This is a genomic window from Aggregatibacter kilianii, assembly GCF_003130255.1.
Classification (GTDB): domain Bacteria; phylum Pseudomonadota; class Gammaproteobacteria; order Enterobacterales; family Pasteurellaceae; genus Aggregatibacter; species Aggregatibacter kilianii.
Window position 1 is genome coordinate 357,714 of record NZ_NRCN01000002.1, and the last position, 20,490, is coordinate 378,203.

A 20,490-nucleotide genomic window follows, 5' to 3' on the forward strand; every position below is an offset into this window, starting at 1 on the left:
ACCGCACTTTTTTAGCTTTAAGCCTATCCACGCGCCGCGTTTTTCATAATACGATCTTTCGCCACTTTCCATTCCCGTTCTTTAATATCGTCGCGTTTATCATGTTGTTTTTTCCCTTTCGCCAAACCGATTTTCACTTTTGCCCATGCGCCTTTCCAATAAAGCGAAAGGGCAACCAATGTGAACCCGTCACGGTTTGCTTTGCCGAATAAAGAATCCAATTCGCGCTGTTTTAATAACAGTTTACGGGTACGGGTCGGATCACAGACCACATGCGTAGAGGCAACACTCAATGGCTGTACTGTAGCGCCAAAGAGGAAAGCCTCCCCGTTTTTGAAAATAACATAACTGTCACTAATATTGGCCTTACCCGCACGCATGGATTTCACTTCCCAACCTTGCAATTCAAGGCCGGCTTCGATTTCGTCTTCAATAAAATAGTCATGGCGGGCACGTTTATTCAATGCGATGGTGTTAGACGCCACTTTTGCTTTTTTCTTCGTCATAATCTGTTTGATATTTAAAATAAATTGGCGCTCATTCTACCGAATCCGCTCAAAGATAGCAAAACGCATCAGATTACTATAACATAACCGAAATGCTTACCCTCCTATAAATTCAGGCTAACAAAATGAAATATAAAGATTTACGCGATTTTCTCGCTCTTTTGGAAAGCAAAGGCGAGCTTAAACGCATTTCCCAAGAAATCGACCCTTATTTAGAAATGACTGAAATTTCCGACCGCACTTTACGCGCCGGTGGCCCTGCCCTGCTGTTTGAGAATCCGAAAGGCTTTGATATTCCGGTGCTGTGCAATTTATTCGGCACCCCGAAACGGGTCGCGTTAGGTATGGGGCAAGAAGAGGTATCTGCGTTACGTGAAGTCGGAAAATTATTGGCGTTTTTAAAGGAACCCGAACCGCCAAAAGGATTTAAAGAATTATGGCAAACATTGCCACAATATAAACAAGTGTTGAATATGCCAACCAAGGTTCTGAGCAAGGCGGATTGCCAGCAAATTGTGTTAAGCGGCGATGAAGTGGATTTATATCAATTACCGATTATGCAATGTTGGAAAGACGATGTTGCGCCGTTAATCACCTGGGGGCTAACCATCACGAAAGGGCCAAATAAAAAACGCCAAAATTTAGGCATTTACCGTCAACAGTTAATTGGCAAAAATAAATTGATTATGCGTTGGCTTTCCCATCGTGGCGGTGCATTAGATTTTCAGGAATGGCAGCAAGCTCATCCGAATGAGCCATTTCCGGTTTCCGTGGCATTGGGGGCAGATCCCGCAACCATTTTAGCGGCAGTAACACCGGTGCCGGACAGTTTATCGGAGTATGCCTTCGCAGGCTTATTGCGTGGCACGAAAACAGAAGTGGTGAAATCAATCAGCAACGAATTAGAAGTGCCTGCCGGTGCGGAAATCGTCTTGGAGGGTTATATTGATCCAAAAGAGACCGCACTTGAAGGCCCTTATGGCGATCACACGGGCTACTACAACGAACAGGAATATTTCCCTGTATTCACCGTCACCCATATCACTATGCGCCATAAGCCGATTTATCATTCGACATACACAGGTCGCCCGCCTGATGAACCGGCTGTACTGGGCGAAGCGTTAAATGAAGTGTTTATCCCGATTCTACAAAAGCAATTTCCTGAAATCGTCGATTTCTATTTACCGCCGGAAGGCTGTTCTTACCGCCTCGCAGTGGTTTCCATGAAAAAACAATATGCCGGCCATGCCAAGCGGGTGATGATGGGAGTTTGGTCATTTTTACGACAGTTTATGTACACCAAATTTGTCATCGTATGTGATGACGACATTAATATCCGCGATTGGAAAGATGTAATTTGGGCGATGACGACTCGTTGTGATCCTGGCCGCGACACCACAATGATTGAACATACACCAATTGATTATTTGGATTTTGCTTCCCCAATTGCAGGGCTCGGTTCCAAAATGGGCATTGATGCCACCAACAAGTGGACAGGTGAAACTACGCGGGAATGGGGAACGCCGATCAAAAAAGATCCTGAGATAGTAAAACGTATTGATGATATTTGGCAGAGTTTGGGTATTCTTTAAGCTTATTTCATTTTTCGTGATTTCGACTTAATTTTTTTAATAAAAAATGAATAAAGAGATGTTTTTTATTAATTAATCTTTACAAACTTATTTTTTTACGATAAACAATTTTTCTAGAAACAAACAACAATTAATTGTTAATAACAAGGAGATTCAGATGCAACATAAACTACTTCTCACGGCTCTCGCCATTGCATTATCCGGTAGCGTTTATGCCGTCAAAGTACCTGAAGGAACACAGTTGGCCGAAACACAAAATATTGTGATTAATAACGGCTCCGAACCACAAAGTTTTGACCCTCATAAAACCGAAGGTGTGCCGGAATCTGCTGTTGCTTATCAATTATTTGAAGGGTTGATCAGCATGGATTCCGACGGAAACTTAATCCCCGGCGTGGCTGAACGCTGGGAAAATACGCCGGACTATAAAACCTGGACGTTCCATTTACGTAAAGATGCCAAATGGTCAAATGGCGATCCTGTTACCGCTAATGATTTTGTATTCTCATGGCGTCGTTTAGTCACCCCTGCAACCGCCTCACCTTATGCTAGTTTTTTGGATTATTTACAAGTACAAAATGCCCAAGACATTATTGACGGCAAGAAAAAACCTGAAGAACTCGGCGTTGAAGCCAAAGATGACTACACCTTTGTAGTGCACACCGACAATCCTGTACCTTATGCTGTCGGATTAACCACTCACCAATCTTTACTACCATTGCCACAAAAAGTCGTAGAAAAATTTGGTGACGCTTGGGTAAAAAAAGGCAATATCGTAGGCAATGGCGCGTATAAATTAAAAAATCATGTAATTAATGAAAAAATTGAATTTGAACGTAACCCGCTTTATTGGAACGATAAAGAAACCGTGATTAATTCAGCAACATTTTTAGCGATTGAAAACGCAAGCACAGACGTAGCGCGTTACCGCGCCGGTGATTTGGATATTACAAGTTACGCACTGCCACCTGAACAGTTTGCCAAATTGAAAAAAGAATTGCCGGAGGAAGTGTTTATCACCAGAACCTTGGCCACTTATTCTTATGAAATCAATCACACTAAAGCGCCATTTAATGATGTTCGGGTCAGAAAAGCCTTGAACTTGGCATTGGATCGTAATGTTATCACCGACAAAGTGCTTGCCCAAGGTCAAACACCAACCTATGTGTTTACCCCAACCTATATTGCGGAAGGTGAATTGATTCAACAACCTGCCTATTCTAAAGAACCAATGGCACAACGAAATGAAGAAGCCATCAAATTGTTGGAAGAAGCCGGTTTTAGCAAAGCCAACCCGTTGAAATTCACTATCCTTTACAACACCAACGAAAATCACAAAAAAGTCGCAATTGCGACAGCCTCCATGTGGAAAGCCAACACCAAAGGCTTGGTGGACGTAAAACTGGAAAACCAAGAATGGAAAACCTATATTGATAACCGCCGCGGACAACGCTACGATGTAGCCCGCGCAGGTTGGAATGCGGACTATAACCAAGCGACCACGTTCGGTAACTATTTCTTGTCTAACTCCAGCAATAACACGGCAAAATACAAAAATCCGGAGTACGATAAAGCTATCGCGGCATCTTACCTTGCCGCAGATGCAAAAGGACGTGCTGAGGCCTATGCCAAAGCAGAAGAAATTTTAGCGAATGATTTTGCTATCGTGCCGATTTTTAACTATGTCAATCCGCGTTTAGTAAAATCTTATGTAAAAGGTTATTCCGGCAAAGATCCGCAAGATCACATCTTATTACGTAACCTTTATATTATTAAACACTAACCTTGTGTTAGCCTTTTTAGAGCGGCTCGAAAAACGCTAAAAATTTCGACCGCTCTTTTTCCCTGTTTTAGGTCTGTTGGGGCAATTATGTTCAAGTTTATCCTTAAACGGGTGTTGGAAGCCTTGCCAACCCTGTTTATTTTAATCACCTTTTCGTTCTTTCTAATGCGATTGGCGCCGGGTAGTCCGTTTACCTCGGAACGCGCTTATCCGCCTGAAGTTATGGCCAATATAGAAGCCAAATATCACCTGAATGAACCCTTACATAAACAATACATCCTGTATTTAAAAAATCTGGCTCAAGGAGATTTTGGTCCGTCTTTTAAATATAAAGATCAATCAGTGAATGATTTGATCGCCTCTGCTTTTCCTGTTTCGTTTAAATTAGGGATGACCGCCTTTGCTTTTGCCGTGCTTATCGGCATATTCGCCGGCAGCTTGGCCGCACTAAACCAAAATAGTCGATGGGATTACATTCTCATGAGCTTTTCCATGATCGGCGTAGTCATGCCGAGTTTTGTGTTTGCTCCGTTATTGGTCTTGCTATTCGCCATAACCCTAGGCTGGTTGCCTGCGGGCGGATGGAACGGTGGCGCCGCCCTGTATATGATTTTGCCCGTAGCCTCGCTAACGATTGGCTATGTAGCAGGCATTGCACGGATTATGCGCGGTTCTATGATTGAAGTACTTCATTCTAATTTTATCCGCACAGCTAAAGCCAAAGGGCTATCTACCGCCCGCATTATTTTAAAACACGCATTACGCCCTGCTCTGTTGCCGGTTATTACCTATTTAGGCCCCGCGTTTGTCGGCATCATTACCGGTTCTATGGTCATTGAAAGTGTATTCGGTTTGCCCGGCATGGGCCAATTATTCGTCAATGGCGCATTAAACCGTGACTATTCTTTGGTGCTAAGCCTAACCATTTTAGTCGGTACATTAACCATTTTATTTAACGCTATCGTCGATATTCTATATGCGGTGATTGATCCGAAAATTCGTTACTAAGGATGCAGTATGACAACAATTAAACGTAGTAAACCGATCAATCAAAAAAATGCGGATTTTATGGAACAGGTTGCCGATCGTATGGAAGATATGCAACTGGAAGGTCGTAGCTTATGGCAAGATGCTAAACGCCGTTTTTTCCGCAATAAAGCGGCGGTTGCCAGTTTGGTGATTTTATTTCTCATCTTGTTATTTATTTCGTTCGCACCGTTATTCTTCCCTTTTACTTACGAAGATACGGATTGGAATATGATGAGCACCGCCCCAACGTTGGAAGGATACCATTTCTTTGGCACAGACGCTTCAGGTCGTGATTTATTGGTACGCACCGCTATTGGCGGCCGTATTTCGTTAATGGTGGGTATTGCCGGCGCATTGATTTCCGTGTGTATCGGTACAATTTACGGCGCCATTTCCGGCTATTTCGGTGGCAAAATCGATATGGTAATGATGCGTTTTCTGGAAATTTTAAGTTCATTCCCGTTCATGTTTTTCGTTATCTTATTAGTGACCTTATTCGGACAAAATATTCTCCTGATTTTCGTCGCTATCGGCGCTATTGCCTGGCTTGGTCTTGCACGTATTGTGCGCGGGCAAACCCTCAGTCTAAAAAATAAAGAATTCGTGGAAGCCGCGATCGTTTGCGGTGTGCCACGTCGGCAAATTATCTTCAAACATATTATTCCGAATGTATTGGGACTGGTGGCGGTATATGCTTCACTGGAAGTGCCCGGATTTATTCTGTTTGAATCGTTCCTAAGTTTCTTAGGTCTAGGCACGCAAGAACCGATGAGTAGTTGGGGCGCTTTATTAAGCGACGGTGCGGCACAAATGGAGGTCTCACCTTGGTTGCTAATTTTTCCGGCATTCTTTTTATGTTTAACATTATTTTGTTTTAACTTTATCGGCGACGGGCTACGCGATGCTCTTGACCCGAAAGACCGATAGGAGCTGTTCATGACAAACTCAACGCACTTATTGGATGTGCAAAATTTGCATGTCAGTTTTAAAACACCGGACGGCATTGTCACGGCAGTAAACGATCTAAACTTTACCCTAGACGCAGGCCACACGCTAGGTATCGTAGGAGAATCCGGTTCGGGGAAATCTCAAACGGCATTCGCCTTAATGGGCTTGTTAGCAGCAAATGGAATTGTTTCCGGTTCAGCCTTGTTTGACGGTATTCAATTAGTCAATTTACCGACATCCAAACTGAATAAAATCCGTGCGGAAAAAATTTCTATGATTTTCCAAGATCCGATGACATCGTTAAATCCTTACATGAAAATCGGCGAACAGCTCATGGAAGTGTTAATGTTGCACAAAGGTTATGACAAACAAACCGCCTTTAATGAATCGGTAAAAATGCTCGATGCGGTAAAAATGCCCGAAGCGAAAAAGCGCATGGGTATGTATCCGCACGAGTTTTCCGGTGGCATGCGCCAACGGGTGATGATTGCCATGGCCTTGTTATGTCGTCCTAAATTATTAATCGCCGATGAACCGACCACCGCCTTGGACGTCACCGTGCAAGCGCAGATCATGACCTTATTAAATGAACTGAAACATGAATTTAATACGGCGATTATTATGATTACTCACGATCTCGGCGTAGTCGCCGGCATTTGTGATCATGTTTTGGTGATGTATGCCGGACGTACGATGGAATACGGCAACGCGGAACAAATTTTCTATCACCCGACCCATCCGTATTCTATCGGCTTAATGGACGCCATTCCGCGCCTCGATGTTGATGAAGAACATTTGGTGACCATTCCCGGCAATCCACCGAATTTATTACATTTGCCACAAGGTTGTCCGTTCTCACCTCGTTGTCAATTTGCATCCGAGCAATGCAAAAAAACACCGCCAAAACTCACCGCACTTTCCAATGGACATTTGCGTAATTGCTGGTTCACGCCGGAGGAATTATCACTATGAGCGATAAATTAGAAAAAAAATTACTGTTAGAAGTAAACAATCTCGGCGTGAACTTCAAAATTAAGAACGATAAATCCTTCTTTTTTGCCAAACCGCAAACCCTAAAAGCAGTGAAAGACGTGTCTTTTAAACTTTATGAGGGAGAAACACTTGGCGTAGTGGGCGAATCAGGCTGTGGCAAATCAACCCTTGCGCGCGCCATTATCGGCTTAGTAGAAGCCTCAGAGGGCGAAATTGTGTGGCTTGGTAAAGATTTACGGAAGCAATCGCAAAAACAGTGGCGACACACCCGTAAAGATATTCAGATGATTTTCCAAGATCCCTTGGCTTCACTAAATCCACGCATGAATATCGGTGAGATTATCGCCGAGCCGCTAAAAATTTATCAACCGCATTTAACGGCAGCGCAAGTCAAAGAAAAAGTGCAGGCAATGATGTTAAAAGTCGGTTTATTGCCAAACTTGATTAACCGCTATCCGCACGAGTTTTCCGGAGGACAATGTCAACGTATCGGCATTGCTCGTGCTTTAATCATTGAACCGAAAATGATTATTTGTGATGAACCGGTATCTGCACTGGATGTGTCAATTCAGGCACAGGTAGTGAATTTATTAAAATCATTACAAAAAGAAATGGGCTTGTCGTTGATTTTTATTGCCCACGATTTGGCGATCGTAAAACACATTTCCGACCGCGTATTGGTGATGTATCTCGGCAACGCTGTAGAGCTTGGCACCGATGAGGAAGTGTATAAAGATACTAAACATCCTTATACCAAAGCCCTCATGTCCGCCGTACCGATTCCCGATCCTAAATTAGAACGCAATAAGTCCATCCAGCTACTGGAAGGCGAGTTGCCTTCACCGATTAATCCGCCATCAGGCTGTGTGTTTCGTACCCGTTGCGTGCTTGCCGATGAGTGTTGTGCCCAACAGAAACCGGCATTTAATAGCGAGAATAACAGCCATTTTGTAGCCTGTTTGAAAGTGACATAAAACTAAAGTGCGGTCGATTTTTAAAGTAAATTTTGACCGCACTTTAAGCTTCAAGAGATAAAAAAATCAGCGCCAAAACGCTGATTTTTTTTTTATTTATTCCAAATCACCACAGAAACGATAACCTTCGCCGTGAATAGTCGCAATAATTTCCGGCGTATCATGATGATCTTCAAAATGTTTACGAATACGACGAATTGTCACATCCACAGTACGATCTTGCGGTTTCAGTTCACGACCGGTCATTTTCTTCAATAACTCTTCACGGCTTTGAATTTTGCCCGGATTTTCACAGAAATGTAACATAGCACGAAATTCACTGCGCGGCAGCTTGCGTTCTTCACCTTCCGGGGTAATCAATGCACGACTATTTAAATCTAGCGTCCAACCGTTAAATTTATATTGTTCTACATGATGCGTGCGTTGATTTTCCTGCATGGTGCGTTGTAGCAAGTTGCGTGCACGGATAGTTAATTCACGAGGGTTAAATGGCTTGGTGATGTAATCATCGGCACCGATTTCCAATCCGAGGATTTTATCGACTTCGTTATCACGACCGGTGAGGAACATTAACGCAATGTCGGCATTTTCACGCAGTTCACGGGCTAACATTAAACCGTTTTTTCCCGGTAGATTAATATCCATGATCACCAAATGAATAATTTCCGTATCCAAAATTTGGTGCATTTGAGAACCATCGGAAGCTTCAAATACATCATATCCTTCCGCTTCAAAAATGCTTTTTAACGTGTTTCTGGTGATAGTTTCGTCTTCAACAATTAAAATTTGTGGTGTTTGCATTGGCAAATCCTTAATTTTCTTAGTTATTCCTTTATTATAGGGCTGTTAGATTTTTAATAAGTTCCATTTTATAGTTGCAACATTATTGTAACAATAAAAAAATACAACATTATGGGTATTAGCGTTGAGTTTTATGATCTAGGTCATAAAATTAACCGGGTTTAAACCGCTTTTGACAAAATAAAAAATCCTCCGATGATCTGAGTACCGTCGGAGGATAAATTGAGCAATCGCTCAAAATTTACACACAAAACAATAATATTATTTTAACGTTTCTTTTTTCCGCCTTGGCGGGCTTTAAAACGAGGATTTTCTTTACAAATCACATACACCACGCCATGGCGACGCACGACTTTACAACCTGGATGACGCGTTTTTGCGCTTTTTAATGAAGATAACACTTGCATTTTCGCTTCCTTATTTTGATTTTAACGAACCGAATTTTCCGTAACGAGACGCAAATTCGCTCGCACGACCTTCGCTGGCAATTTGTCTTGTTTTACCGGTATAAAATGGATGTGACGCAGAAGATGTATCGCACATAAACACCGGATACTCGTTGCCATCTTCCCATTTCATGGTATTGGTAGTTCGGGCACAAGAACGAATCAAAAAGCCTTGCTTGGCGTTGGAATCATAAAAAAGCACTGTTCGATAATTTTCAGGGTGAATACCTTTTTTCATTTGCTTGCAACCTTATTTCTTAGTGAAAAATAACAATGCGCGTTATCCTACACCAAAACATTTTTTCACGCAAACTTATTTTTAATTAAAAAATAAGAACCCTAACCCACATATCTTTAGATGAAAAATCACGCAAAAAAATAAACCATTAACAATAGATTTGAGATAACTTAATTCATAATGGAAAAATGAGAAAATTTTTGACCGCACTTTAGTAAGTCCGGATTTCTGGTGGCTGATATTCGGCGATAAAGCGTTCAATTTCCGTGAAGTTATCACTGAATAGCAATTTTTTGAAATAGGTTTCGGTCAGAAAATTTGTCTCGACCATACGTTGATACATTGCTCTTAACGGTTCATAAAATCCGTTGGTGTTGAATAAAATGCAAGGATGTGGGTTTTTACCAAGTCTTGTCCAAGAATAAACCTCAGTGATTTCTTCTAATGTGCCGGGCCCGCCGGGCAAAGCAATACAGGCATCGGTTAATTTGAGCATGCAACCTTTTCGTTCTGCCATAGAGTCCACCACAATCAACTCGGTACAGTCTGAGTGTGTCAACTCCCGCGCTTGCAGAAAGGCAGGAATAATACCGATAACCTTTCCGCCGTTGGCTAATACCGTATCAGCTAATACCCCCATCAATCCGACTCTGCCACCACCATAAATTAAGGTATGTTGTTTTTGTACAATCCATTGTCCTAAGGCTACAGCGGCCTGTTGATATTCAGGCTGATTGCCTAAACTTGCGCCGCAATAAACGGTAATATCATCTTTATGTCCTACTTATGTCTTTAATGCCGATTCAACAATACATTTTATAAATCATAGTGATAAATTTTAAAAATGATATTTTACAGCAAAATTCTTGCTCTAATGCTAGAATGTGTGCCATTTTTATTTAGGATTACACACAATTTTATGATGAAAAGACTATTTATTTTACTGGTTTGTTTCTTTACCGCCTTGGCCGCACAAGCAGATTTATTTAATAATAAGCCTAAATTCTTGCCCGTGGATCAAGCCTTCCAACTTCAAGTGCAAAGAGCTGATAATGAACTCTCAATGCATTGGCAAATGGTAGAAAATTACTATTTATATCAAGATAAACTTGAGTTTGCCGTGAATGGTAAACCTGTTGAAAGCACGCCTAAATTTCTCTCGCAAGCAGAACACTATAAAGATCCTTACTTTGGTTTAGTCAGTATCTTTAAACATGAACTTAACCTGAGTTTACCGCTGAAAAACGCACAACCGCAGGACCTGCTTGAAGTGACTTATCAAGGGTGCACTCAGGGCTTTTGTTATCCGCCGGAAACCAAACAATTCAAAATTGGCGACATCTCACCCAACACCTCAACTGCCGATATGAAACAAAACACGGCCGTTTCCCATCAGGAATCCCAAAGTGCGGTAGAAAATTCCAACGTTTTTTCATCACAGCAAAATCAACTGGCAGATAGTCTGTCACAAAGTAAATATGCCATGTTGTGGTTTTTTGTATTAGGTATCGGATTGGCCTTTACGCCTTGCGTGCTACCGATGTTGCCGTTGCTTTCCGCTATTGTTATTGGCGGTAGAAAAGAAGATGCCAGCAACTGGCGCGCACTTGCGCTAAGTTTTGTATACGTGCAAGGCATGGCCTTAACCTATACGTTGCTCGGATTAATTGTCGTGTTGATCGGCCTACCGTTCCAGATTGCCTTGCAAAGCCCTTATGTCTTGATTGGACTTTCTATCATCTTCGTATTGTTGGCACTATCCATGTTCGGCTTATTCACCTTGCAATTGCCATCATCTTTACAAACCAAACTCACTCAATTTAGCCAACAACAGAAAAGCGGCGCTTTTTTCGGTGTCTTTGCCATGGGAGCGATTGCCGGCTTAGTGGCCTCCCCTTGCACCTCTGCGCCGTTATCTGGTGCCCTACTTTATGTCGCACAATCCGGCGATTTCGTCATCGGCGCATTAACCCTTTATTTATTGGCATTAGGCATGGGCCTACCGTTAATATTAATCACCGTATTTGGCAATAGAATCTTACCGAAATCCGGAGCTTGGATGGAAAACGTGAAAACAGCCTTTGGCTTTGTTATGCTGGCCCTACCGATTTTCCTGATTTCGCGCATTATTCCAAGCATTTGGGAGCCTCGTTTATGGGCATTACTCGGCGTGAGTTTCTTTATTTGGTTAGCAACACAAATGCGCTCAAACGGCATCGGTTTATTCTTCCGTATTTTGTTCTTTGTTGCTGCCATTGCTTTAGCACAACCATTACAAAACTGGGTGTGGCAAGACAATGCCGTTACCTCACAAACCGCGAATACACAAAGTGCGGTCAAAAATTCGCTCGTTTTTCAACAAATTTCAAACTATGACGAATTACAAACTGTGCTAAAACAGCATCCGAATAAAATTGCCATGTTAGATTTATATGCGGATTGGTGCGTTGCCTGTAAAGAATTTGAACATAAAACCTTTGTAGACCCACAAGTACAAACGGCCTTGAAAGAAGTTTTATTATTAAGAGTTGATATGACAAATAACAGCGAATCTAACCGCACTTTGATGAAAGCACTGGCCGTGACCGGCTTGCCTACCATCATTTTCTTTAATAAACAAGGAGAAGAAATTCAATCGCAACGTATTACCGGTTTTTTACCTGCGGATGAATTTGTCGCAACACTAAACGCCGCCAAAAGCGCTAATTATTAACAAAAAGTAAAAAATCATTTTCTGTTTTTGATATTTTTGTTCCTTAAATTTTATATTAGTATACGCCATATAATTCATTCATGATGGTTTTATTTAAGGAAAATTTATGTTTTTAAACAAATACAGTAATTACTTTTTGGGCTTATTACGCATTGTTTCAGGTTACGCCTTCGTGTTACACGCCACCGCAAAATTCTGGGAATTCCCGATGTCGATGACAGGCGGTAACGGTTCCGTAGAGCTCACTTCTTTAATGGGCATTGGTGGTGTGATCGAATTAGTCTTCGGCATCTTGTTAACGCTAGGTTTATTTACCCGCGTATCCGCCTTCTTATTAAGTGGTCAAATGGCTGTAGCCTACTTTATGTTCCATGCCCCTAAAGGCTTTTTCTTCCCACTTATGAATGGCGGTGAGCCGGCAATTTTATACTGTTTTATCTTCTTATACTTTGTTTTTGCAGGAGCCGGAGCATTTGCATTAGATAACAAAATAGCAAAGAAATAATTTAAGACATGATAAAAAAATAAAGGATTAGGTTTAGCACCTAATCCTTTTTTGTATTTATAAAAAAGAAATCGACACAAAGTGCGGTGGATTATTCAGATGTTTTTTTAACTTAATCGGCTTATGGAATAAGCTCTCCATTCTGATAAGTCTGTGGTAATTTCAGCAAATCAGTAACATTAAAAATTCATACTACAAATTTAATTAATCATCATTTTAGTACACAAAAACCACAGATAACGGAAAACAAAAAGCGCTAAGTTATAAACTTAGCGCTTTTTTTGAAATATGGCGGAGGAACTGGGATTCGAACCCAGGGAGGGCGCAAACCCTCGCCGGTTTTCAAGACCGGTGCCTTCAACCGCTCGACCATTCCTCCGTGGTTTTGAGCGAGGTGAATAATACGGACTTTACCCACCTAAGTCAAGCAGTTAAATAAAAGAAATTATTTAACTGCTTTATTTTCCAACGATTATGCTTTTGTCGGTTCGGAATACACATGACTAATTGCCATATGATGCCCTGCTGCCCCTTTACCATAAAAATAGTAACGGGATTCTTTCCATTCTTGAATAGGATACGCAGTGATCGGTTCTTCCGAGGCTTTGGCACAAGTCATTTCAGCCTTGGTATGGGTTACGGAAGAAAATGTGCCTAAACGACCGCTAAAGCTAAAAGTGCGGTCAGTTTCCGGCATACATTTTACAGCATCGGCAATAGGTGCAGAAACGCTCTCTTCAACTTTGGTTGCGGTTGGTTCAGAAACCACATTATTGAGATTCAAACGCTGTAAAGAAGCCTGTACTTTTTTCTCAACGGAATCATTTGCCGGTTGGGTAATAAACTCCGTCAAAGGTTGTACATCGCTTTTACTTTTCTCAACAATCATGTCTAATGCCGGAACCGTAATTTCCGGTTCATTCGACACACGTTGGTTTTGTTGTTCTAATAGCTCATCAACAGACAAAAATGTATTTTCTTTAGGTTGATTAAGCTGATTCATATCAATCCAAACTTTACCGCTTGCCAATTCAGGAGAAGCTACTGCCGCAAATAATGGCATCGGTGACTTCTCTTGAGCATTACTACGGCGGCGACGCTGATTATTCACGCGCAGATGACGTGGCAAACGGCGTTGGCGTGAATTATCACGGGATTTTTCAGCTTCGTTTTCAACGTCTACCACTTCAACGGATTCTGCTACAACAACATTTTCATCAACTTGTTGCACTGCAGGTTTTGATTCTACGCTTTTTTGTTCTGCGAACGCGATAGTCTCTGCATCTACAACATTCGTTTCTGCAACCTCTTCATTAACGCGCACTTTCTTACGTAAATCACGACGTTGACGACGTTGCGTTACCTGTTCCGATTTGGTTTCATTCGTTGCTGATTCAATAACATTCTGATTAATAACCTCTTCAATCACTTCTGCTTTACGATTACGTTTTGCATTACGCTCTTGATTACGGTTTTTGGTCTCAGATTTTTCCGTTCTTTCCGTTACCTGTACATCAACATTATCGGCGTTATCATTACGCTGACGACGGCTATTGCGGCGTTCTTGATTACGGCGATTACGATTATTGCTATTGCGATTATTGTTACGTGCTTTCTTAGTCTGTTCTTCTTGTTTCGGTTCAGAAGCAAACAAGCCTTTTAGCGCAGACAGTATGCGAGAGAGCAAAGATGGGCGGCTTTTTTCTTTATGTTCCACCGGTTCAGGCGCAGGCATTGTAATGGCCAAAGATACTGCCGCACTTTCAACTGCCGGTGTTTCAGTTTCTGCACTATCCATATTGCGGAAAACTAAAGATTCTTCTGCAGCAAAAGTTTCATTTTGATCTTGATGTAATTTTGCCAAATTGTAGCTTAACTCATTCACCTCTTCGCCATCACGAACGCGGAACACACTGAAGTTTGGGGTTTCCATTGCTTCGTTTGGTACCACGATGATATCAACATCATGGCGTTTCTCGATGCTATGAATAGCTTTACGTTTTTCGTTTAATAAGTAAGACGCGATTTTTACCGGAACGATTGTGTGAACCTGTTTGGTATTTTCTTTTAACGCTTCTTCTTCTAACAAGCGAAGAATAGAAAGAGACAGAGATTCATTATCACGGATTTTGCCGGTGCCTTGGCAACGCGGACAGACGTGATGAGAGGATTCACCTAATGACGGACTCAAACGTTGACGTGACATTTCCAACAAACCGAAGCGGGAAATGCGGCTAATTTGAATACGCGCGCGATCTTGTCGCACCGCATCACGAATGCGGTTTTCCACTTCACGTTGATGGCGCACCGGCGTCATGTCGATAAAGTCGATCACAATTAAACCGCCCAAGTCACGTAAACGTAATTGACGCGCAATTTCATCTGCGGCTTCAAGGTTAGTGTTTAAAGCGGTTTCTTCGATATCGCCACCACGGGTAGAACGTGCGGAGTTAATATCAATGGCTGTCAACGCTTCAGTGGCGTCAATGACGATAGAACCGCCGGAAGGTAAACGCACTTCACGTTGGAAAGCAGATTCAATTTGTGATTCTATTTGATAATGGCTGAACAGCGGCACTTCGCCTTGATAAAGTTTTACCCGATTAATGAAATCCGGACGCACTAATTTAATATGTGCTTTCGCTTTTTCATAGACTTTCGGGCTATCAATCAGAATTTCGCCGATATCACGACGCAAATAGTCGCGAATCGCACGCACGATAACATCACTTTCTTGGTGAATTAAGAACGGCGCAGGGCGGCTTTCTGAGGCTTGTTTGATTGCCTCCCAATGGTGCAAGAGCACTTTTAAGTCCCATTGCAATTCTTCCGGCGATTTACCTACACCGGCGGTGCGCACGATTAAGCCGACACCTTCAGGCACATCCAAAGAACTCAAGGCATCTTTTAATTCCAAACGCTCATCACCTTCAATGCGACGAGAAATGCCACCCGCACGAGGGTTGTTTGGCATGATCACCAAATAACTTCCTGCTAAGGAAACAAAGGTTGTTAACGCAGCACCTTTATTGCCACGCTCTTCTTTGTTCACTTGAACGATAACTTCTTGTCCTTCAGAAATAATATCGCGAATATTTGGGCGACCTTGATAGACATAGTCAGCCGGGAAATATTCACGAGCAATTTCTTTTAACGGTAAAAAACCGTGACGTTCTGCGCCATAATCCACAAAAGCGGCTTCTAAACTCGGCTCAACGCGAGTGATTTTCCCTTTGTAAATATTGGCTTTTTTCTGTTCGTGACCAGGACTTTCAATGTCCAGGTCGAATAAGCGTTGTCCATCGACTAACGCAACGCGCAACTCTTCTTTTTGAGTTGCGTTGATTAACATTCTTTTCATTCGTTTTCTCTTTTATCGAAAGGGGGTTATGCCCTAAAAATATGTCATCAAAAATGACCGCACTTTGCTTAGTCGCCGACCTCGTGTCTGTCGCAGAATGTCCGTCTTCCCGACTGTCATCTGCTGGGTGCATTGGCAACCTTATTCACACTCATATCATCTTTTTATGTGAATAAAAACAAAACCGGTTAAAAAATGGTTTGCAAGCTGTCGCTCATATTGATGGTTAAAAATCATTGCAATAACAACGTCTTATGCCGAATGCTGCATTGTATTCTATCAATGATAACCTGTTTATTTTAAAGCCTTTTTTATGACTCAAAAAGGCGCATTATTATCGCTTGAATGGGGATTTTTAGCAAGGCGTTTCAGCCTTTGGGGACGATTCTTTGCAACATTCAAACTCGCCGTGCAATATGCTATGATGCACGTCAATTTTTCTGTAAAAGATCGTAATAAACACAAGATGAATGAAAAAATAGTTAACTCGAACGTGCAATTTCTCACCATAAATGATGACGAAGCTGGCCAACGATTAGATAATTTTCTCCTTGCGCGCTTAAAAGGCGTGCCTAAAAGCCTGATTTATCGCATTGTGCGTAAAGGCGAAGTACGGGTGAATAAAGGCAGAAGCAAGCCGGAATATAAATTACAAGCTGATGATGTGGTACGAATTCCACCGGTACGCGTGGCAGAAAAAGCACAGGAGACAATTTCCAATAAGCTGACCAAAGTCGCCCAACTAGAACAACAAATTATATTTGAAGACAATTACTTATTGGTGCTCAATAAGCCTTCCGGTATCGCCGTGCATGGTGGGAGCGGGCTCGATTTTGGCGTGATTGAGACATTACGTGCGCTACGTCCAGAAGCCCGTTTTTTAGAATTGGTTCATCGTTTGGATCGTGACACCTCGGGTATTCTATTGGTGGCAAAAAAACGTTCAGCCTTGCGCAATCTTCATGAACAACTGCGTGAAAAAACAGTACAAAAAGAGTATTTAGCGCTTGTGCGTGGGCAGTGGCAATCTCATTGCAAAGTAGTGCAGGCTCCGTTATTAAAAAATGAACTATCTAGCGGCGAACGCATTGTCAAAGTCAACGAACAGGGTAAACCGTCGGAAACCCGTTTTTCCGTGGAGGAGCGTTATGTTAATGCGACCTTGGTTAAGGCTTCGCCGATAACCGGGCGAACCCATCAAATACGCGTCCACACCCAATATGCCGGCCATCCGATTGCCTTAGATAGCAAATATGGTGACAAAGTATTCGATCAACAAATGGCCGAATTAGGTTTAACACGTCTCTTTTTGCACGCTTACTCAATTCGTTTTGAACACCCACATACCGGCGAAACCTTGCGATTGACGGCGCAGTTGGATAATTATATGAAAGGAATTTTAAAGCGGTTACGCGATATGAAATAAAAGTGCGGTAGGTTTTAAAAATGTTTTTAAATTCCACCGCACTTTTGTCACAAAATAAAACGCCAAGCATAAAGCTCGGCGTTTTTTGTTTGATTCAATTAGATATTTTGGTTTATGAAAGCCGCTAATTGATTTTTAGGTAATGCACCAACTTGGGTTGCCACCGGTTTGCCGTCTTTGAATAACAGCAATGTTGGGATACTGCGAACACCAAATTGTGCCGGTGTAGCTTGGTTATCATCAATGTTGATTTTTACAATTTTCACTTTACCGGCAAATTCTACTGCTAAATCATCTAAAATCGGGGCAATCATTTTGCACGGACCGCACCATGGCGCCCAAAAATCTAACAATACCGGAACGTCTGAATTAACAACATCGGCTACGAAAGTTGCATCGCTGGAATGTAATACTTCACTCATTTTTCTGTCCTTATTTCTTTTGATGAACAATGCCATTTCACATGGCATTTTTTGTTTAAATGTTCGCGCATAATAGCATAGCGTGATGCTATTCGCACAAATTAGTTTAATTGCTAAAAACTAAGATGGTTGCACTGTATTATCGCAAGGTTTTCCTTTGCCTACCGCGTAGATGTTTGATAACGTTACATCGGCAATACTGGTTAACGCTTCTTCCGTTAAAAAGGCTTGATGCCCGGTTAATAACACATTATGGCAAGAAGATAAGCGACGGAAAACGTCATCTAAAATCACTTCATTAGATTTGTCTTCAAAGAATAAATCTCTTTCGTTTTCATACACATCCATCCCTAAAGAGCCGATTTTACGTTGTTTTAACGCATCAATGGCAGCTTGGGTATCAATTAAAGTACCACGACTGGTATTAATAATCATCACGCCGTCTTTCATTTTGGCAAAAGCATCACGATTTAATAAATGGTAGTTTTCCGGTGTGGCCGGACAATGCAGAGTAATAACGTGAGAACGACGATAAATCTCATCTAAACTCACATATTCCGCCCCCAGCTCTTCTGCAGCCGCATTTTTGAACGGATCATAAGCCAAAATATGCATACCGAATCCTTTTAGAATACGCATAACGGCAACACCAATCTTACCGGTACCGATAACACCAACGGTGCGTCCATGCATATTAAAGCCGATCAGCCCTTCTAAAGAAAAATTCGCTTCACGAGTACGTTGATAAGCACGGTGAATACGACGGTTTAATGTCATCATCAACCCAACAGTATGCTCTGCAACGGCCTCCGGTGAATAGGCCGGCACGCGAACAACGGTTAAACCCAATTCTTTCGCCGCTTTTAAATCCACATTATTGAAACCCGCGCAACGTAATGCAATAATTTTCACACCAAGTGCGGCCAGTTTTTCTAACACTTTTCGACTACCGTCATCATTCACGAAAATGCACACAGCCTCGCAATGTTCCGCCATTTTTGCCGTTCGCTCGCTAAGCATAAAATCGTAAAACTCTAACGCCAAACCATATTTAGCATTAATCAATTCTAAATATTTTCGGTCATAACTTTTCGTACTGTACACCGCAACTTTCATTTTGCCCTCCGTTAATCACTTATTTAAGTTGTGCAAATGCTTGTGCTAAATCGGCCTTAATGTCCTCAACATTTTCTAACCCCACAGAGAAACGTAACAGATTGTTCGTAATTCCGCGCGCAATACGCTCAGCTTCCGGAATATCCATGTGAGTTTGGGTTGCCGGATAAGTAATAAAACTTTCCGTACCACCAAGGCTTTCAGCAAAAGTAATCAATTTAATGGATTTTAAGAAAGTATTCACCCAGTTTTCATCTTGTAAACGGAACGATAACATTCCACCTTTGTTAGGATATAACACATCTTTAACTTGTGGTTGTTGTTTTAAAAATTCCGCAATGGCTTTTGCATTTTCTTCATGACGTTGCATACGCAAGGCTAAGGTTTTCATGCCACGAATGGTTAACCAAGAATCAAATGGCGATAGCACCGGACCAGCACCGTTCTGAATATAAGCTAGACGGTCACACAATTCCTGCCCTTTCGCAACAATTAAACCGACCAACACATCATTATGACCGGCAATATATTTCGTACCGCTGTGAATAACAATATCCGCGCCATGCTCCATCGGGCGGAATAACACCGGTGTTAAAAATGTATTATCAACAATGAGTAGTAAATTATGTTTTTTCGCTACCTTCGCAATGGCATCCACATCGCATTCTTCCATTAACGGATTAGACGGCGTTTCAATAAAAATGGCTTTGGTATTCGCCGTAATCGCTGCCTCAATTTCATTTACAGAGGCGGTATTTACATATACCGGTTTCACGCCGTTGGTGTTTTTATAACAAAAATCCAATAAACGATAAGTGCCGCCATACACATCACTGGACACGATCCATTCATCCGGTGAAGTAAATAATGACATCAATAATTGAATTGCTGCCATGCCGGAAGAACAAGCAAATCCATGTTCACCTTTTTCCAATTTGGCAATGGTGTCTTCTAATACGCTACGGGTTGGGTTTTTGGTTCTGGTGTAATCAAAACCGGTGCTTTCACCGATTCCTTGATGGCCGTAGGCTGTAGAAAGAAAAATGGGAGTGGAAACCGCACCGGTTCGCTCATCTGTACGATTACCGGCTTGAGCTAATAAAGTATCAATCTCATATTCTTGCGTCATAAATCCTCCGATAAAATAACAAAATTTTATACCGCACTTTTTATAAAAATTGAGGCTCATTTTGGCACAAACCATTGTGTTATTAAAAGAGATTTTTATAAATACTTGATTGAACGGATTAAAATTTTTACCCCTTGAATTTAAATCTTTTGCATTTTTTTTCAACAAACACGCTTATTTTTTTAATTGTTTGTTGACACTTGGACATAAGTCAGTAAAATGCACCGCACTAACAACAAATGCGGGAATAGCTCAGTTGGTAGAGCACGACCTTGCCAAGGTCGGGGTCGCGAGTTCGAGCCTCGTTTCCCGCTCCAAACTAATGGCGTGTTAGCAAAGCGGTTATGCACTGGATTGCAAATCCATGTAGCTCGGTTCGACTCCGGGACACGCCTCCATAACCCCCAAACGCAATTAGCTAATCACTCAATGCCCGAGTGGTGGAATCGGTAGACACAAGGGATTTAAAATCCCTCGCCTTTCGAGGCGTGCCAGTTCAAGTCTGGCC

18 protein-coding genes and 3 tRNA genes are annotated in these 20,490 nt (G+C 41.9%); 11 read left to right on the forward strand and 10 right to left on the reverse strand.

Going from position 1 to position 20,490, the window contains the following annotated elements:
- Window positions 1–23: 23 nt before the first annotated feature.
- Window positions 24–506 (reverse strand): SsrA-binding protein SmpB, encoded by a 483-nt coding sequence (smpB, locus tag DK428_RS11440; RefSeq protein ID WP_005703769.1) that lies wholly within the window; start codon window positions 504–506, stop codon window positions 24–26.
- Window positions 507–631: 125 nt separating this feature from the next.
- Here smpB and ubiD point away from each other — a divergent pair, with 125 nt between their 5' ends.
- From ubiD to oppF, 6 genes are all read left to right on the forward strand, one after another.
- Window positions 632–2,098 carry a 4-hydroxy-3-polyprenylbenzoate decarboxylase gene (ubiD, locus tag DK428_RS11445; protein ID WP_109064407.1) on the forward strand — a complete coding sequence of 489 codons (1,467 nt, stop codon included), beginning with the start codon at window positions 632–634 and terminating at the stop codon, window positions 2,096–2,098.
- 157 nt (window positions 2,099–2,255) lie between these two features.
- Entirely contained in the window at window positions 2,256–3,881 is a 1,626-nt protein-coding gene (locus tag DK428_RS11450; protein ID WP_109064406.1) for an ABC transporter substrate-binding protein, read from the forward strand.
- A gap of 87 nt (window positions 3,882–3,968) precedes the next feature.
- Window positions 3,969–4,889 carry an oligopeptide ABC transporter permease OppB gene (oppB, locus tag DK428_RS11455; RefSeq protein ID WP_012771691.1) on the forward strand — a complete coding sequence of 307 codons (921 nt, stop codon included), beginning with the start codon at window positions 3,969–3,971 and terminating at the stop codon, window positions 4,887–4,889.
- 9 nt (window positions 4,890–4,898) lie between these two features.
- Window positions 4,899–5,837, forward strand: coding sequence for an oligopeptide ABC transporter permease OppC (gene oppC, locus DK428_RS11460; protein WP_005701183.1), 939 nt, complete (start codon window positions 4,899–4,901; stop codon window positions 5,835–5,837).
- Window positions 5,838–5,846: 9 nt separating this feature from the next.
- Window positions 5,847–6,830, forward strand: coding sequence for an ABC transporter ATP-binding protein (gene oppD, locus DK428_RS11465; RefSeq protein WP_050694097.1), 984 nt, complete (start codon window positions 5,847–5,849; stop codon window positions 6,828–6,830).
- Window positions 6,827–7,825: a murein tripeptide/oligopeptide ABC transporter ATP binding protein OppF gene (gene oppF / locus DK428_RS11470; RefSeq protein ID WP_050694098.1), complete on the forward strand. Its 999-nt coding sequence runs from the start codon at window positions 6,827–6,829 to the stop codon at window positions 7,823–7,825. Before oppD ends, oppF begins: the two co-directional genes overlap by 4 nt.
- Window positions 7,826–7,921: 96 nt before the next feature.
- On the opposite strand, the gene arcA is transcribed toward oppF, so the two are convergent.
- From arcA to DK428_RS11490, 4 genes are all read right to left on the reverse strand, one after another.
- Window positions 7,922–8,626, reverse strand: a complete 705-nt coding sequence (arcA, locus tag DK428_RS11475) for a two-component system response regulator ArcA (RefSeq protein WP_109064405.1) — start codon at window positions 8,624–8,626, stop codon at window positions 7,922–7,924.
- 266 nt (window positions 8,627–8,892) lie between these two features.
- Window positions 8,893–9,033 carry a type B 50S ribosomal protein L36 gene (ykgO, locus tag DK428_RS11480; protein ID WP_005550410.1) on the reverse strand — a complete coding sequence of 47 codons (141 nt, stop codon included), beginning with the start codon at window positions 9,031–9,033 and terminating at the stop codon, window positions 8,893–8,895.
- Window positions 9,034–9,043: 10 nt separating this feature from the next.
- Window positions 9,044–9,310: a type B 50S ribosomal protein L31 gene (locus DK428_RS11485; RefSeq protein WP_050694100.1), complete on the reverse strand. Its 267-nt coding sequence runs from the start codon at window positions 9,308–9,310 to the stop codon at window positions 9,044–9,046.
- Window positions 9,311–9,521: 211 nt separating this feature from the next.
- Window positions 9,522–10,076: an LOG family protein gene (locus DK428_RS11490; RefSeq protein ID WP_109064404.1), complete on the reverse strand. Its 555-nt coding sequence runs from the start codon at window positions 10,074–10,076 to the stop codon at window positions 9,522–9,524.
- A 156-nt stretch (window positions 10,077–10,232) separates the two neighbouring features.
- Here DK428_RS11490 and DK428_RS11495 point away from each other — a divergent pair, with 156 nt between their 5' ends.
- Window positions 10,233–12,023 (forward strand): protein-disulfide reductase DsbD, encoded by a 1,791-nt coding sequence (locus DK428_RS11495; RefSeq protein WP_109064491.1) that lies wholly within the window; start codon window positions 10,233–10,235, stop codon window positions 12,021–12,023.
- A 106-nt stretch (window positions 12,024–12,129) separates the two neighbouring features.
- Window positions 12,130–12,528 carry a DoxX family protein gene (locus DK428_RS11500; protein ID WP_109059740.1) on the forward strand — a complete coding sequence of 133 codons (399 nt, stop codon included), beginning with the start codon at window positions 12,130–12,132 and terminating at the stop codon, window positions 12,526–12,528.
- Window positions 12,529–12,817: 289 nt separating this feature from the next.
- Here DK428_RS11500 and DK428_RS11505 read toward each other — a convergent pair.
- Both DK428_RS11505 and rne read right to left on the reverse strand, forming a co-directional pair.
- A tRNA-Ser gene (locus DK428_RS11505) sits at window positions 12,818–12,907 on the reverse strand.
- A 93-nt stretch (window positions 12,908–13,000) separates the two neighbouring features.
- A complete protein-coding gene (rne, locus tag DK428_RS11510; RefSeq protein ID WP_109064345.1) occupies window positions 13,001–15,889 on the reverse strand; it encodes a ribonuclease E in 2,889 nt (962 codons plus the stop codon).
- Between the two features lie 466 nt (window positions 15,890–16,355).
- Here rne and rluC point away from each other — a divergent pair, with 466 nt between their 5' ends.
- Entirely contained in the window at window positions 16,356–17,315 is a 960-nt protein-coding gene (rluC, locus tag DK428_RS11515; RefSeq protein ID WP_109064485.1) for a 23S rRNA pseudouridine(955/2504/2580) synthase RluC, read from the forward strand.
- Between the two features lie 98 nt (window positions 17,316–17,413).
- Here the strand turns inward: rluC and trxA are convergent, their stop codons facing one another.
- The 3 genes from trxA to DK428_RS11530 all read right to left on the reverse strand — a co-directional run bounded on the left by trxA (window position 17,414) and on the right by DK428_RS11530 (window position 19,982).
- Entirely contained in the window at window positions 17,414–17,737 is a 324-nt protein-coding gene (gene trxA, locus DK428_RS11520) for a thioredoxin (RefSeq protein ID WP_005701197.1), read from the reverse strand.
- Between the two features lie 120 nt (window positions 17,738–17,857).
- Complete coding sequence (locus DK428_RS11525; protein ID WP_109064344.1) at window positions 17,858–18,853, reverse strand: 2-hydroxyacid dehydrogenase; 996 nt, start codon at window positions 18,851–18,853, stop codon at window positions 17,858–17,860.
- A gap of 19 nt (window positions 18,854–18,872) precedes the next feature.
- Complete coding sequence (locus DK428_RS11530; protein WP_109082791.1) at window positions 18,873–19,982, reverse strand: methionine biosynthesis PLP-dependent protein; 1,110 nt, start codon at window positions 19,980–19,982, stop codon at window positions 18,873–18,875.
- A gap of 241 nt (window positions 19,983–20,223) precedes the next feature.
- Between DK428_RS11530 and DK428_RS11535 the strand changes: the two genes are divergently transcribed.
- Window positions 20,224–20,299: transfer RNA gene (locus DK428_RS11535), tRNA-Gly, on the forward strand.
- Between the two features lie 7 nt (window positions 20,300–20,306).
- A tRNA-Cys gene (locus DK428_RS11540) sits at window positions 20,307–20,380 on the forward strand.
- Window positions 20,381–20,490 lie beyond the last annotated feature (110 nt).

Bases quoted from the DNA above. Each gene is read 5' to 3' on its own strand.
- smpB (WP_005703769.1), bottom strand. From the start codon at position 506: ATGACGAAGAAAAAAGCAAAAGTGGCGTCTAACACCATCGCATTGAAT.
- ubiD (WP_109064407.1), top strand. From the start codon at position 632: ATGAAATATAAAGATTTACGCGATTTTCTCGCTCTTTTGGAAAGCAAA.
- DK428_RS11450 (WP_109064406.1), top strand. From the start codon at position 2,256: ATGCAACATAAACTACTTCTCACGGCTCTCGCCATTGCATTATCCGGT.
- oppB (WP_012771691.1), top strand. From the start codon at position 3,969: ATGTTCAAGTTTATCCTTAAACGGGTGTTGGAAGCCTTGCCAACCCTG.
- oppC (WP_005701183.1), top strand. From the start codon at position 4,899: ATGACAACAATTAAACGTAGTAAACCGATCAATCAAAAAAATGCGGAT.
- oppD (WP_050694097.1), top strand. From the start codon at position 5,847: ATGACAAACTCAACGCACTTATTGGATGTGCAAAATTTGCATGTCAGT.
- oppF (WP_050694098.1), top strand. From the start codon at position 6,827: ATGAGCGATAAATTAGAAAAAAAATTACTGTTAGAAGTAAACAATCTC.
- arcA (WP_109064405.1), bottom strand. From the start codon at position 8,626: ATGCAAACACCACAAATTTTAATTGTTGAAGACGAAACTATCACCAGA.
- ykgO (WP_005550410.1), bottom strand. From the start codon at position 9,033: ATGCAAGTGTTATCTTCATTAAAAAGCGCAAAAACGCGTCATCCAGGT.
- DK428_RS11485 (WP_050694100.1), bottom strand. From the start codon at position 9,310: ATGAAAAAAGGTATTCACCCTGAAAATTATCGAACAGTGCTTTTTTAT.
- DK428_RS11495 (WP_109064491.1), top strand. From the start codon at position 10,233: ATGAAAAGACTATTTATTTTACTGGTTTGTTTCTTTACCGCCTTGGCC.
- DK428_RS11500 (WP_109059740.1), top strand. From the start codon at position 12,130: ATGTTTTTAAACAAATACAGTAATTACTTTTTGGGCTTATTACGCATT.
- rne (WP_109064345.1), bottom strand. From the start codon at position 15,889: ATGAAAAGAATGTTAATCAACGCAACTCAAAAAGAAGAGTTGCGCGTT.
- rluC (WP_109064485.1), top strand. From the start codon at position 16,356: ATGAATGAAAAAATAGTTAACTCGAACGTGCAATTTCTCACCATAAAT.
- trxA (WP_005701197.1), bottom strand. From the start codon at position 17,737: ATGAGTGAAGTATTACATTCCAGCGATGCAACTTTCGTAGCCGATGTT.
- DK428_RS11525 (WP_109064344.1), bottom strand. From the start codon at position 18,853: ATGAAAGTTGCGGTGTACAGTACGAAAAGTTATGACCGAAAATATTTA.
- DK428_RS11530 (WP_109082791.1), bottom strand. From the start codon at position 19,982: ATGACGCAAGAATATGAGATTGATACTTTATTAGCTCAAGCCGGTAAT.